Genomic DNA, 13736 nt, shown 5'->3' with positions numbered 1-13736 from the left:
ATGGCCGGATCGGACCACGCGCAAACAAAACATGATGAATCGAAAGATGAGCTTTCCGGCGAACAAGACTCTCGACCAGTTCAACTATCACTTGGCCACGGGCATCAAGGGTGGTCAGATTGAGGAGCTGGCTGGACTCGGCTTTTTCGAACGACGCGAGGACGTCACGTTGGTCGAATCCGGCGGCTCGGGTAAGGCGCGCCTTGCGATGGTGCCCCGGCTGCAAGACTCTGCAGGCCTGTCGTCTACGGCACACACGCAGAATAATTTGAAGGCTCTGATGCATCGCCCGATCAAGGCATTCGCGCAGGACGCACCCTTGACGACGGTCCTGATCGACCGGCTGCTTCATCCTGTCCATATCGTCGCCATCGCCGGCCACGGCGATCGGCTCAAAAATCAGTGACATGCCGAGATCGCGGGGATGGGCTGAAAGAAGCAGATGTCATCAATGACGTCAATCGAAAAGCACGAAGCCGGCAAAAGTCGGCCAACGGCGTGTATCAGCTTAAAATCGTCTTTGCCATGCCAACACGACGCATACGTCGAGTACCCGGCAGCGACGCTATTGGTGAAGAAATATACTCACAATATTGCTGTTAATTGACCGTGTAGACGAAAGGGTAAAATGATGAGTTCATTTAAAGCATGGAACCGTAGGTTGTGCCAACATAAGGCCCCCGCATCTGTGATGTGCTGCTGACTGTCCCAGATAGTTCTTTTATAGTAGGAATGTTGAATGACATCTTTTTTTGTACGCTTTGGAACTCGTGATGTATTGTCATTTTTGTGCGCCCTATTACTGTTTTCTTCTCCGTATCTGGCTAATGCTGCACAAGATTACCTCGAGCCTGAAAAAGCTTTTAATTTTTCTGCGCAGGTGACAGCACCAGACATGATAACTATCACCTACAAAATTGCTGATGGTTATTATATGTACCGCGATCATTTTCGATTCAAGGCATCCGGTGCAAGTCTCGGCGAAGCTATTTTCCCGCCAGGTAAGGTTAAGTTCGATGAAACGTTTCAAAAAGACGTAGAGACTTTTCGTAATACGTTAAAGTTTCAAATTCCTGTTGTTTCAAATAACGAATTTGAATTGGTGGTGACAAGTCAGGGCTGTGCAGACGCCGGTCTTTGTTACGCGCCGATGGACAACACAATAAAGTTGACTCCGGATGCATCACTAGCAGGTGTCGGAAAGACTGCCGGCGAAGTGCCTTCGGGTGCTGGGGACGTCATTGCCATCAGGTCAACGCAAACAGAAACTGGTCGTATCGAGTCAGCGCTTCTCAGTGGCCGGTTTTTGCTGATATTGCCTATATTTTTCTTATTGGGTTTGGGGTTGTCCCTCACTCCCTGCGTTTTGCCGATGGTTCCTATCCTATCTTCAATTATTGTTGGAGATCAAAAAAATGTCAGTCGAGGCAGGGGATTTTTACTCGCGATGACTTACTCGCTTGGGATGGCGCTTGTTTACACCTTACTTGGAATTGCAGCAGGGCTAATTGGCGAAGGCCTCTCGGCAACACTTCAAAATCCATGGGTACTTACGCTGTTTGCTTTGTTGATGGTTGGATTTTCGTTGTCTATGTTTAATGTTTATCAACTCCAGATGCCGCCTGTTGTGCAGCAACAATTAATTCGCGTGTCAGGGAATCACACTTCCGGGAAATTGCTAGGGGTGTTTCTGATGGGTGCGATTTCAGCTTTAATTGTGGGACCTTGTGTTGCAGCGCCATTGGCCGGAGCGCTGGTTTATATTAGCCAATCACGGGATGTGTTGGTCGGAGGCAGTGCACTATTTGCGATGGCAATAGGAATGAGTGTTCCACTGTTGTTGTTAGGACTTTCTGCGGGTGTTCTTTTGCCACGTGCCGGTGCTTGGATGGAAGACGTAAAAAAGTTTTTTGGTGTGCTGATGCTTGGGGTGGCTTTGTGGATGGTGTCGTCATTTCTCCCGGTGCTATTGCAGATGGCAGGGTGGTGCGCTATTGGTATTGGATACGGGTCTTATTTGCTGTCAGAAAAACTTTCTGGCTGGATAGCGAAATCAATAGGTATCGTCTTTATTGCTCTTGGTTTGATCCAGTTAATAGGAGTAGCCAGTGGCGGCCGCGATGCGCTTGCGCCGCTTGATCATTTACGCGGAGAGCAAACCTCTTCGCTGCACTTCGAGCGCATTAAGTCAGTTACCGAGCTGGACAACTTACTACAGAAGTACAAGAATAAAACAGTGATGCTGGATTTTTATGCCGATTGGTGCGTCTCCTGCAAGGAAATGGAGAGGCTGACATTTACTGATCCACTTATTCGCTCACAGCTTGCAGCAATGATCTTATTGCAAGTCGACGTAACGAAAAATACAGATGAAGACAAAGAGTTATTGAAGCGTTTTAAACTTTTTGGCCCCCCGGGAATTATCTTTTTTCGCGATCAGCTAGAGGTCACTGGCACACGGGTTATCGGTTATCAGAATGCCAAACAGTTCAATACCTCGCTTGATGCGGTTGTAGTGAAATAAATGTGACATAACAGTTCGTCGATATATTAGTGTAAGTCTTAATGGTCGTCATGTAGTAATAGTGGCGTAGCGAAAATTTTTTTAATCACGGAGGATCAGATGACTTTACGTTTAGGTGATATTGCGCCCGATTTTGAACAGGATAGTTCGTTAGGAAAAATCAAGTTCCACGAGTGGGCAGGCGATTCTTGGATTGTATTATTTTCGCATCCTGCTGATTTCACCCCAGTTTGTACGACAGAACTCGGACTAACTGCGAAACTGAAGCCGGAATTCGACAAGCGACATGTCAAAGCGATTGCTCTTTCTGTTGATCCAGCTGACAAACATGCGCTTTGGATTAAGGACATAGAACAAACACAAAACACGGTTGTCGGGTTCCCTATTATCGCTGATTCTGATAAGTCAGTTTCTAGCCTTTACGACATGATTCACCCGAATCAGTCCGATACGGTGACAGTACGCTCGTTATTTATTATTGATCCGAAGAAAAAAATTCGTTTAATGATTACGTATCCACTTAGTACGGGGCGAAATTTTGATGAAGTTTTACGCGTACTGGATGCCCTGCAGTTGACGGATGAATATACTGTCGCAACACCAGGTAATTGGAATGACGGCGACGATGTAATTATTCCTTTGTCAATTCAGGACGAGGCCGTCATTAAGCAAAAATACCCTAAGGGATATACGGCAAAAAGGCCTTATTTACGCGTCACTCCGCAGCCAAACAAATAAAAAACCGACCGCGTTGATCGCGGTCTGATTATCCTTCCAGATAATGCTTGCGGCGGAAATAAGCGAGTAATCCAACTACGATCATGGCCATCGCCCCCATGATCAGCCAGAATCCGATCTTATCTTTGAGTAATGGCATTACTTCGAAATTCATGCCAAAAATGCCGGTGATCAACGTCAGCGGCATGAAGAGGGCGGTAATCACGGTGAGTGTTCTCATGATCTCGCTTGTGCGATGAGACATCGCGGAAAAATGCATTTGGACTGCCGATTCGAGCGAGGACTCAAGTCGTCGCGCATTGCCGAGTACTCTGCCTATATGTTCGATGACGTCGTTCGTTCTGACCAGCAGCAAGTCCTTTTCACGTCCATCTTCCCCTGTCCGGTACGTGTCAATAATGTGGTCTCTCAGTTCCTGTAGAGCATCATGTTGTTCCTCACACAGATGGTCTAGCTTACGTAATGCAATACGCGCATCAAGTAAGGCTATCCAGTCATTGAAAGGTCTGCGCGGATTCAGGAGTGCGCGTTGCCACCGGTCGATCTGGGTCGTTAGCGGTTGGCGTAAATCGAGGTATTGATCAACCATCGTATTGAGAAGCCTGAGCATCCACTCCTGGGGGGAGGTTGGAAGCCGGCCATGTCGACTACTGGTGTTGCCCCTGTCCCGATATTCAAGAAGTTTGGTGCGCGCGGCCCGAATGATGGTTGAGTTTTCGGCATGGACCGTAATAACAAGGCGGTCCATCACGATGAAAATTACGGGTTGAGTAACCAATTTGCGAAGCGTCGAAGGAGCCGCGTCTGACTCTGTCTGCGCTTGCTTATTTGCTGCTTCACCAGCAGTGGTTGGCATCCTCAATTTTCGGAACACCACCATTTCGTAGTCATTGGTCGAGTCAAAATAAGACGAATGCGTCAAATTCATGATGTCGGTCAGATGGAGGTCATAAATCGCCACGCCTGAAATACGCTCAATTTCATCTCGCCATGTCTCGATATGATCGGCTATTTCCTCCCGTGTGGTGTCGACCCATAGAAATCCGTCAGCCGGTAAGCCGAGGGGTGCTTCGCTGCACATCGTGGCTTGCTGGCTACTGATATGAAATATGTCCATGCGGTGCCAGTTACCCCAGCTGTAATCGGCGCGCGACGTCAAGCGCAAAGTAGGTCAATACGCCATCGGCACCTGCGCGCTTGAACGCAATCATCGATTCCATCATGACCTTGTCATGATCGAGCCAGCCATTTTGTGCGGCCGCTTTGAGCATCGCATACTCGCCGCTTACCTGATATGCAAAAGTCGGGACCTTGAATTCGTCTTTGACGCGTCTGACAATATCCAGATATGGCATTCCAGGTTTGACCATCACCATATCGGCACCTTCCGCCAAGTCCAGACCGACTTCGCGCAACGCCTCATCACTGTTGGCAGGATCAATCTGGTAAGTGGCTTTGTCACTCTTTCCGAGATTAACAGCTGAGCCGACTGCATCCCGGAAGGGGCCATAAAAAGCCGATGCATATTTTGCCGAGTAAGCCATGATGCGGGTATGTATAAAGTGATTGGCTTCAAGTGCATGGCGAATTGCCCCGATGCGGCCATCCATCATGTCCGAAGGCGCGACAATATCGACACCAGCGGCAGCTTGTGTCAGCGCCTGTTTGACCAGCAAGTCGCACGTTTCATCATTCAGTACATAGCCGGCGGCATTAATGACGCCGTCCTGTCCATGACTGGTGTAGGGGTCCAGCGCCGCATCCGTCATGATCCCCAGCTCCGGGTAACGCTTTTTCAGTTCCCGCACTGCCCTGGGAATAAGCCCGTCAGGATTCGTGGCCTCGATGCCATCCGGCGTTTTTAGTGCATTGCCAATGACAGGGAACAATGCCATTACCGGAATGCCAAGGGCGACGCATTCTTCCGCCACACCGAGAAGTTCATCGATTGACAGACGTTCCACTCCCGGCATTGAAGCGACTTTCTCGCGTTGATTACGTCCCTCCTGGATAAATACGGGATAGATCAGATCGGCCGGCGTCAGTACATTTTCGCGCATCATTGCGCGCGAGAAAGCATCTTTACGCATTCGCCGCATGCGAATGGCTGGAAAGCGGTTTGTGTATGAGGTGTTAGGCATGATCAGGTTTTCCTAGTTTAAGAAATGAAGTTGGTCGGCCTGCAATCCGGGTTCGACCAAGAGCCGGAACTTTTCATCGAGCGGCATCTCATAGAACCAGGTGATGTATTTCGCCTCCCGCTTCTCCTCCCTGAGCGGGGCCGAATCGATATTCGCGATAAGGCATTCTTCCCCTGGAGTTATTCCCCTATCTCCAGGGCTTTTTTGGACGTGGTTGCGCTCAGCTAGCGTCTGTTGATGTTGCCGCCTGTAGTCCGGCCTCCGTTAGCGAAGTCAGCCCCACCAGTTCACAAATCCGCTTATCTGCCTCTTCTAAACCAGTTCTTTTCAGCGCAGAGAATAATTGTGCGGTGAACGGAAATGGTTTTCCGTCAGTGTCGAGATAGCTCGATAGCACGCTACGTGCAACGCGTAAAGCCGACGCTGCGTCGTTCCGATTGAGCTTGTCGGCTTTGGTCAGGATGCAGTGGATAGGTTTGCCCGTCGGGGCAAACCATTCAAGCATCTGTATGTCCAGATCTGTAAATGGACGTCTGACGTCGATGATGAGTACGAGAGCTGCCAATTGCTCCCGGCGCTGGACATAATCTCCCAGGAGCTCTTGCCAGTGCAACTTGGCCGATCCCGACACTTCCGCATAGCCATAGCCAGGTAAATCGACCAGTAAGGCGCGGATCTCATCGACCTTGGTTACATCCTTGCGATGCTGGTTGATTTGCGCACCACCAATTGAGAAATAGTTGATATGCTGCGTGCGTCCAGGGGTTTTTGAAGCAAATGCCAGCTTCTTTTGATTGCATAAAATGTTGATCGCCGTAGATTTACCGGCGTTAGAGCGACCCGCGAAGGCAATTTCAGGAACTTGTGTAGTTGGTAAATCACGGAGATGATTCACAGTAGTGAAAAATCGGGCTTGCCAGAGTTGGGACATAGAGTGAACAGAAAATGCGCTGATGGAGGCGAAAATGCCAGTAAGCTATTGTACAATAAGAGGCTAAGCACCAAGCCGCCACTGGCTCGACAATGAACAGCGCAATAGTAGCAAGTCCGTCGCTATCAGGGCAGAATTTTAATATTAAGTCTCAGGGTGTTTGAATGAACCGAGTTTTTTATCCCGCTGTGAAATCATTCTGTATCGCCGTCCTGGCACTTTCTTCCATCGCATACGCTGCCGAAGAAAAAAAAGTAATAAAAGCGGACGTTGCCAAGGGCGAGGCCATCTACACAAACGGCGATCCAACCCGAAACATCCCCGCCTGTGTGGCTTGCCACGGCGCCGCAGGAAATTCTACGATCGTACAGAACCCGAAACTGGCTGGTCAGCACGATGCCTATCTGTATAAGCAGTTAATGAATTTTAAGGGTCCTGATCGTAACAACGCTATCATGACCATGACAGCCAAGGCACTTACTGAAGACGAGATGAAAAACATCTCAGCTTATCTCGGTGCGCAAGTCATCAAGCCAGGAACAGCAAAAAACAAGGATACGATAGAGGCCGGTAAGAACATTTATAGGGGTGGCATAGCCGAAAAGAACGTGCCTGCTTGTGCTTCCTGCCACGGCCCGAACGGTGCTGGTATCCCTGACCAGTTTGCGCGTCTCGGCGCGCAGCACCAAGAGTACACAGTTGCCCAATTAATGAGTTTCCGCGCCGGTACGCGGAAAAATAGTACGCAAATGACGACTATCGCCAAGCGACTTTCGGACGACGAAATGCAGGCAGTCGCCGACTACATAGCTGGACTTAAATAATTCAGCAAGTCCGTCCGAATAACGACCAGAGGGGTGGCTGAGGCCGCCCCTTTTTGCATTTCGAGTGACCATGACCACAAGCACGACAGGTGTACAGCTGAAAACCGACCGACGATGGCTCGCCACTATTGTTGAGCTAATCTCATCCATGCGTTTTGCGATTAGCTTGCTATCGTTGCTGGCCATCGCTTCGATCATCGGTACGGTGATGAAGCAAAACGAGCCAATGCCTAATTACGTGAACCAGTTCGGTCCGTTCTGGTTTGATGTATTCGGAAAGATCGGCTTGTACTCCGTTTATTCATCCTGGTGGTTTCTCCTGATACTGGCGTTTCTCGTTGCTTCGACATCGCTTTGCATTACCCGGAATGCCCCCAAGATGCTGAAGGACATGCGTAGCTGGCGGGAAAACGTTCGCGAGCAATCGCTGCGAAATTTCCGGCATAAGGCGGAATGGGATTTTGCCGGATCGCGCGCGGCGTTGGCTGCGCAATTGTCCGAGCGGATCATTGCGCGTGGCTACAAGGTCAAGTTGGTCGAGAAAGATCAAGCTATATTGCTCGCTGCCAAACAGGGAGCTGCCAATAAGTGGGGCTATATTTTTGCCCACAGCGCCATTGTGATCATCTGCATCGGTGGACTGCTCGACTCTGATCTACCAATCCGCTTCCAGGGATGGTTCCAGAATAAAACGCCATTTGTAGGCAACGGTGTCATTGCAGACATTCCCGCACAACATCGACTTGGCCTCGGAAACCCGACCTTTCGAGGTAACACGCTCATTCCCGAAGGCGCGAGTAGCAATACAGCGATTATCTCGCAAAAAAATGGCGTCTATATTCAGGATTTACCATTCACGATCACGCTGAAACGTTTCATTATTGATTTTTATTCGACGGGTATGCCCAAGCTGTTTGCTAGCGAGGTGGAGATCACTGACCATGAAAGTGGAAAGAAATTTCCAGCTACCATCAAGGTTAATCAGCCATTGGTCTACAAAGGTCTATCGGTATATCAATCCAGTTTTGAGGATGGTGGAACCAAGCTGAAGTTGACAGGTCATCCGATGTCGGGTGCCGGCAATGTCGTATTCCCACTGTCCGGGGTAGTTGGTAACGCAACACCGTTGAGAAGCAACGATGTTGCGTACTCGGTTGAATGGTCGGGTTTTAGGCCTTTTAACGTTGAAAATATGTCACAAAACGGTCAGGATTTGCGATCGGTTAAGGCATCGCAGAGCTTCGTTGACAGTCTCGGCAAGCATCTGGGGTCAGGTGCGAAAAGTGCGATTTCCAAGGATTTGAAAAATGTAGGCCCGAGTGTGCAATATAAATTGCGCGATAAAACAGGTCAGGCGCGCGAGTATCAGAACTATATGATGTCGGTAAAGTCGGACGACGGTTATGTATTTTTGGCTGGTATGCGTGACTCTCCGTCCGAGCAATTTCGTTACCTGCGCATTCCTGCCGATGACAACGACACCGTCGATGAATGGATGCGATTGCGTGCCGCAATCCAAAATCCGGTATTTCGTGAGCAGGCAGCCCAGCGGTATGCACAGCGCGCATTGCCCCAGTCCAGCGATGGTTCACAAGCGCTACGAGAGCAGTTGGCTCAGTCAGCGATACGCGGCATGACCATTTTTTCCGGCGATAACAAACAGTCAGGTTACGTTGCCGTATCGCGCTTCCTCGAGCGGATCCCGTCAGCCGAGCAAGAAAAGGCAGCCGGTATTTTTATGAAAATTCTAAATGGCAGCTTGTGGGATCTCTGGCAAATTGCACGTCAGGCGGATGGCTTGCCCGTGCTAGCAGCCGATGAAAAGCATGCGCGGTTTTTACAGCTAGCTACCAATGCCTATGCCGATACATTTTTCTATGGCGCGCCGATATACTTGCAACTCAAAGAGTTCGACGAAGTCAAAGCTTCGGTGTTGCAAGTGACTCGCGCGCCTGGTCAAAACGTGGTTTATCTTGGCTGCCTATTTCTCGTTCTGGGTGTTTTCTCGATGCTGTATATTCGCGAACGCCGGCTTTGGATATGGATCACGACGACAGACGATGATCAGGCACACGCGCTGATGGCGATGAGTTCGCAGCGGATTACGCTCGATTTTGAAAATGAATTTGAGAACCTGAAACAGCAATTGCCACAAAATTCCTGAACCCGTCGCGACCACCATTCGATGGCAGCGACACCGGAGAACATTATGCAACTTACCCAACAACGTCCTTACACTGCGCCGACAGGATTTTTCAAGAAACTCGGACCGGTAGACTGGTTATTCGCTGTCGTACTTGTAGTCGCGTCGTTTTATGCGCTAAGCCGGTTTGGTGCCTTCATGGACTACTACGAAAAGATAATCCTTGTTATGTCCGCACCGGTATTCGCCTGGTTGGGCTGGCAATGGAAGCCGATTCGTCCGTTAATGCTGGGGTTGGCCGTGCTATCGCTATCAGCGATGGCGATGTACGGTGGTGTTCTCGACATGGCAAATAAGAAATTTTTCCTTAAATACCTGCTATCAAGCCAATCAGCCATTCTCTGGATGAGTGTGCTGTTTTTCTTGTCGACGCTGTTCTACTGGGGTGGATTGATCGCCCGTTCTGATTTCGGTGGTGCCATAGGTAGCAAGCTGTGCTGGGCAGCCGTAGTATTCGGGTTTACCGGTATGTTAGTGCGCTGGTATGAGTCCTACTTGATCGGCGTAGACGTGGGCCATATTCCCGTATCAAACCTGTACGAAGTGTTTGTGCTGTTCTGCATGATTACTGCGCTGTTCTACCTGTATTACGAGCAACACTATAAAACCCGGCAGATGGGTGCTTTCGTCCTGGTGGTGATCTCAGCGGCGGTCGGATTCTTGCTGTGGTACACGGTTAGCCGTGATGCCGCAGAAATCCAGCCACTCGTGCCGGCATTACAGAGTTGGTGGATGAAGATTCATGTGCCGGCTAATTTCGTTGGCTACGGGACATTCTCGTTGGCGGCGATGGTAGCGGTAGCCTATCTGCTGAAATCAAAAGGATATCTGGAAGATCGCTTGCCCTCGCTGGAAGTGCTCGATGATGTGATGTACAAGGCGATCGCTGTTGGCTTTACATTTTTTACCATCGCAACCATTCTTGGTGGTTTGTGGGCCGCGGAAGCATGGGGTGGCTACTGGTCCTGGGACCCCAAGGAAACGTGGGCGCTGATCGTCTGGCTGAACTATGCGGCGTGGTTGCACATGCGGTTGATGAAGGGTTTGCGCGGTCGCTTCGCCGCCTGGTGGGCGTTGGTCGGGTTGCTGATTACGACATTTGCATTCCTTGGCGTGAACATGTTCCTTTCCGGCTTGCATAGTTACGGCCAACTCTGACTATTTGAATTTCGTGTAAGGTTGGCGCTGTCCTAGCAGACCTAGCGCTACCTTACAGTTCAAGTCACGGAGTCATCATGCTGATCAACCGCAGTCCAAACGGAATCGAGTTGCCATACTCTTCCGAAATCACCCCTCGAGCGGTTTTCGAAGCGCGCCGGAGTTTTATCAAACAACTGGCTATCGGCTCGATTGCCAGCGGTGCAGTGCTTGAAATGGCTAGCCGGGAAGCCTTCGCCCAAACGCCTTCTGCCCAAAAATTATCTGCAAAATTGAATCCTGCTTACGTATTGATGGATAAATCCACTCCGTACAAGGATGCCACCACCTACAACAACTTTTACGAATTTGGCACCGACAAGACCGATCCTGCGAAGTACGCAGGAACGCTCAAGCCGCGTCCGTGGACCATCTCCATTGAAGGCGAAGTCAAGAAGCCAATGACGCTGGACCTTGACAGCTTGATGAAACTGGCACCACTCGAAGAACGTATCTATCGACTTCGCTGCGTCGAAGGATGGTCAATGGTCATACCTTGGGTCGGTTATTCGTTGTCGGAGTTGATCAAAAAAGTGGAGCCCACCGGTAACGCCAAATACGTCGAATTCATTTCATTGGCAGACAAAGCACGCATGCCAGGCTTGGGAAGCCCGGTCCTTGAATGGCCTTATGTAGAAGGCTTGCGACTCGATGAAGCGAACCATCCGCTGGCGCTACTGGGGTTGGGGATGTACGGCGAAGTTTTACCAAATCAGAATGGCGCGCCCGTCCGTATCGTTGTGCCATGGAAATACGGATTTAAATCGCCCAAATCCATTGTCAAAATTCGTTTTACTAAGGAAGAACCGCGCACGGCGTGGAATATCGCAGCGGCGCAAGAGTACGGATTTTATTCCAACGTTAATCCGGAAGTTGATCATCCACGTTGGTCTCAGGCCAGCGAGCGTCGGATCGGTGAAGATGGATTGTTTACCCGGAAACGCAAGACGCTGATGTTCAACGGCTACGGTGATGTCGCCTCGTTGTACAAAGGCATGGATCTGAAAAAGTTTTTCTGACCATGGTATTTAACTCACCGTCGGTAGCGCAAATGCGCTGGCTGAAAATTGGACTTTTTACACTGGGATTGCTGCCATTTCTGCGGCTTTTCGTGGCGGCATTCATCGATCAGCTTGGCGCAAATCCGGTTGAATTCATCACCCGCAATACGGGTGCCTGGACCTTGTACCTACTGTGCCTGACCCTTGCGATAACCCCGCTGCGCAAGCTGACAGGCTGGAACTGGCTGATCAAATTGCGCCGTATGACAGGCCTGTTCGCATTCTTTTACGTCACGCTGCACTTCCTGACTTTTCTGTGGTTCGACCACGCTTTTGATGTTGTTGCGATGTGGAGCGACGTCATCAAACGGCCATTCATCACGGTAGGGTTCGCGGCCTTCGTGTTACTCGTGCCGCTGGCGGTAACAAGTACCAACAAAATGGTGCGGCGGCTTGGTGGAAAGCGCTGGCAATGGCTGCATAGGTTAATTTATCTGATCGTACCTTTGGGCGTATTGCACTTCTGGTGGATGAAAGCGGCGAAGAATAACTTGTTCCAACCCTTGTTGTTTGCCTTGCTGGTGTTGGTATTGCTGGCAATGCGGGTTGTGTGGCGCTGGCAAGCGGCATCACGTCAAGCTAGTGCTTGACGTGCAAGGAACGTTAAAAACTTGAGTCGTCTCTAAACCGCAGAGCGGGGTTTTTACGGAAGAATTTTTTCAAGAGCAAATAACTGTTCCGGCGTTTCACGCTGGCGGATCAGATGGCTCACGTTGCCGTCAACCATGACCTCGGCAGCACGTCCCCTCGTATTGTAATTGGAGGACATGGTCATGCCGTAAGCACCCGCCGAGTGGATCGCCAGCAAGTCGCCTTCTTCAAGGAATAACGTGCGTGCACGAGCGAGCCAATCGCCGGATTCGCACACCGGACCAACGATGTCCCAGACGACCGCTTCGCCATCGCGCTGTACGACGGTCTGTACCCCGTGCCAAGCCTGATACATCGCGGGACGCATTAAGTCGTTCATCGCTGCATCCACGATTGCGAAATTCTTTTCGCTGCCAGGTTTCAGGTACTCGACCCGCGTCAGTAACACGCCGGCGTTGCCGACGATTGACCTGCCAGGTTCAAATAGGACTTTAATCGGTACGCCCCCGTATTTCTCAGCTCGCCAGGTATCGATTTTACGGAACAGTCTTGTCAGATAGTCGCCGACAGTGACTGGCGCCTCCGCTTCGTAATCGATACCTAAACCGCCGCCGATATCGAGGTGGTGAATGACGATATCTTCAGCCGCCAGCACATCGATCAGTTCGATCAGCTTGTCGAGCGCCTCCAGCAATGGCGCATCGTCGAGCAGTTGCGACCCGATGTGGCAATCAATACCGACGACGCGGATGCCAGGCAGGCTTGCGGCAGTGCGATAGATCATCAGTGCGTCTTCGATAGCAACGCCGAATTTATTTTCCTTGAGGCCAGTGGAAATATATGGGTGCGTCTTGGCATCAACGTTCGGGTTAACCCGCAACGAAATCGATGCGGTCAACTGCATCTCGATGGCCACCGCAGAGAGTCGATGCAATTCGGACGTCGATTCCACATTGAAGCAAGCGATGCCGTGGGACAGTGCCAGTCGCATTTCGTCGCGGGTCTTTCCGACACCTGAAAAAATAACTTTCTCGGGATCACCGCCTGCAGCAAGTACCCGCAGCAATTCTCCGCTCGAAACAATGTCGAAGCCCGATCCCAGTTGACTGAGCAAGTGCAGCACGGCCAAATTGGAATTTGACTTGACCGAATAACATACGAGTGCCGTGTGCTCGGTACGACCATTTTCTCTGCAAGCGTTGGCATACGACAGGTAATTCTCGGTGATGGCGGCTTTTGAGTAGACGTAAGTCGGAGTGCCGAATTCGTCGGCAATCGTCGTGAGCGGTTGGGTCTCGGCGCACAGAGTGCGATTCTGGATAGAAAAATGGGGCATGGTGCGAAGGCTATTTAAGAGTGGGGTCAGTCGCGGGAACCGGCGGCGTGACGGATGATGCCGGCGGTATTGGCGTCGTGGAAATCGCTGCTGGCCTAACCGGGAGAGTTAATGGGCCGCGCTGGCCACAGCCACCAAGAACAATACCCGCAACTAGCACGGTTGCTGAAAAAAATAGCTGATACATCAG

12 protein-coding genes and 1 pseudogene are annotated in these 13736 nt (G+C 50.5%); 8 read left to right on the top strand and 5 right to left on the bottom strand.

The window, feature by feature from the left end; all coding sequences use genetic code 11:
- Positions 1–19 precede the first annotated feature (19 nt).
- The 3 genes and pseudogenes from RHM62_RS00550 to RHM62_RS00540 form a co-directional block, all read left to right on the top strand.
- A pseudogene (locus tag RHM62_RS00550) lies at positions 20–406 on the top strand (ATP-binding protein); the annotation flags it as partial.
- Positions 407–739: 333 nt separating this feature from the next.
- Positions 740–2524, top strand: coding sequence for a protein-disulfide reductase DsbD (dsbD, locus tag RHM62_RS00545; RefSeq protein WP_322123668.1), 1785 nt, complete (start codon positions 740–742; stop codon positions 2522–2524).
- 99 nt (positions 2525–2623) lie between these two features.
- The gene (locus RHM62_RS00540; RefSeq protein ID WP_322123667.1) at positions 2624–3262 is read left to right on the top strand and encodes a peroxiredoxin; all 639 of its coding nucleotides are present in this window, start codon (positions 2624–2626) and stop codon (positions 3260–3262) included.
- 28 nt (positions 3263–3290) lie between these two features.
- Here RHM62_RS00540 and RHM62_RS00535 read toward each other — a convergent pair whose 3' ends face one another.
- The 3 genes from RHM62_RS00535 to yihA all read right to left on the bottom strand — a co-directional run bounded on the left by RHM62_RS00535 (position 3291) and on the right by yihA (position 6334).
- Positions 3291–4379, bottom strand: a complete 1089-nt coding sequence (locus RHM62_RS00535) for a magnesium transporter CorA family protein (RefSeq protein ID WP_322123666.1) — start codon at positions 4377–4379, stop codon at positions 3291–3293.
- Between the two features lie 10 nt (positions 4380–4389).
- Positions 4390–5403: a porphobilinogen synthase gene (hemB, locus tag RHM62_RS00530; RefSeq protein WP_322123665.1), complete on the bottom strand. Its 1014-nt coding sequence runs from the start codon at positions 5401–5403 to the stop codon at positions 4390–4392.
- 220 nt (positions 5404–5623) lie between these two features.
- Positions 5624–6334, bottom strand: a complete 711-nt coding sequence (gene yihA, locus RHM62_RS00525; protein WP_322123664.1) for a ribosome biogenesis GTP-binding protein YihA/YsxC — start codon at positions 6332–6334, stop codon at positions 5624–5626.
- A 164-nt stretch (positions 6335–6498) separates the two neighbouring features.
- Between yihA and RHM62_RS00520 the strand changes: the two genes are divergently transcribed.
- The 5 genes from RHM62_RS00520 to RHM62_RS00500 all read left to right on the top strand — a co-directional run bounded on the left by RHM62_RS00520 (position 6499) and on the right by RHM62_RS00500 (position 12209).
- Positions 6499–7158 carry a c-type cytochrome gene (locus tag RHM62_RS00520; RefSeq protein WP_322123663.1) on the top strand — a complete coding sequence of 220 codons (660 nt, stop codon included), beginning with the start codon at positions 6499–6501 and terminating at the stop codon, positions 7156–7158.
- Positions 7159–7228: 70 nt separating this feature from the next.
- Complete coding sequence (locus RHM62_RS00515; RefSeq protein ID WP_322123662.1) at positions 7229–9322, top strand: cytochrome c biogenesis protein ResB; 2094 nt, start codon at positions 7229–7231, stop codon at positions 9320–9322.
- A 45-nt stretch (positions 9323–9367) separates the two neighbouring features.
- Positions 9368–10519, top strand: a complete 1152-nt coding sequence (gene ccsB / locus RHM62_RS00510) for a c-type cytochrome biogenesis protein CcsB (RefSeq protein WP_322123661.1) — start codon at positions 9368–9370, stop codon at positions 10517–10519.
- Between the two features lie 77 nt (positions 10520–10596).
- Positions 10597–11577, top strand: a complete 981-nt coding sequence (gene msrP, locus RHM62_RS00505) for a protein-methionine-sulfoxide reductase catalytic subunit MsrP (protein WP_322123660.1) — start codon at positions 10597–10599, stop codon at positions 11575–11577.
- Positions 11578–11579: 2 nt separating this feature from the next.
- On the top strand, positions 11580–12209 hold the full coding sequence (locus tag RHM62_RS00500; protein WP_322123659.1) for a protein-methionine-sulfoxide reductase heme-binding subunit MsrQ: 630 nt from the start codon (positions 11580–11582) through the stop codon (positions 12207–12209).
- Positions 12210–12262: 53 nt separating this feature from the next.
- On the opposite strand, the gene lysA is transcribed toward RHM62_RS00500, so the two are convergent.
- Both lysA and lptM read right to left on the bottom strand, forming a co-directional pair.
- Positions 12263–13546 (bottom strand): diaminopimelate decarboxylase, encoded by a 1284-nt coding sequence (lysA, locus tag RHM62_RS00495; RefSeq protein WP_322123658.1) that lies wholly within the window; start codon positions 13544–13546, stop codon positions 12263–12265.
- Between the two features lie 10 nt (positions 13547–13556).
- Positions 13557–13733, bottom strand: a complete 177-nt coding sequence (lptM, locus tag RHM62_RS18990; RefSeq protein WP_416172279.1) for an LPS translocon maturation chaperone LptM — start codon at positions 13731–13733, stop codon at positions 13557–13559.
- Between the last annotated feature and the right edge of the window lie 3 nt (positions 13734–13736).

The organism is Actimicrobium sp. CCC2.4 (assembly GCF_034347385.1).
Taxonomy (GTDB): Bacteria; Pseudomonadota; Gammaproteobacteria; order Burkholderiales; family Burkholderiaceae_D; genus Actimicrobium.
This window is presented reverse-complemented; position numbering and strand designations above follow the sequence as displayed.